1 protein-coding gene is annotated in these 407 nt (G+C 38.1%); it reads right to left on the bottom strand.

Annotation, left to right across the window (positions count from 1 at the left end):
• Positions 1–68: 68 nt before the first annotated feature.
• Positions 69–356 carry a 4-hydroxyphenylacetate decarboxylase small subunit gene (gene hpdC, locus MUN85_RS12575; RefSeq protein ID WP_250507008.1) on the bottom strand — a complete coding sequence of 96 codons (288 nt, stop codon included), beginning with the start codon at positions 354–356 and terminating at the stop codon, positions 69–71.
• Positions 357–407: the final 51 nt, after the last annotated feature.

Here is a 407-nt window from a genome sequence, read left to right as displayed (position 1 = left end):
CTCGACCTCCATTTCGCACTCCCGTTTTTCTACAACCAGCACCGTCCTGCCCTCCAACGCTTTCGACATCACCAATCATGCCTACTAATTCCTGTTCTCCACTCATTAATCACATGTCCTTCACACCTGATTTCATTCCTTGTTGAATCTACCCAGCCTTCTTTCTCTAGGCCAACACATTTGCCTATACCTTCATCATTAGCTTCAACAAAATTTTTACAATTTTTACATTTTGGCATTACTTTTATCTCTGGACATGCTGCATCATCTAAATTAATCATTTGTTTTGATAATCTACAAATTCCTTTGGTTGCATCTACTGCACAAAAATTCATACAATCACTATGCTTTCTCATATTTTACACCCCTTCATACTCTGTTCTAGCAATTACTTCATCTTGTATTGG

It is taken from the genome of Bowdeniella massiliensis (genome assembly GCF_023634005.1).
Lineage (GTDB): Bacteria > Actinomycetota > Actinomycetes > Actinomycetales > Actinomycetaceae > Bowdeniella > Bowdeniella massiliensis.
Note: the sequence above shows the minus strand (reverse complement) of the source record. Positions and strands in the feature narration are given on the sequence as shown.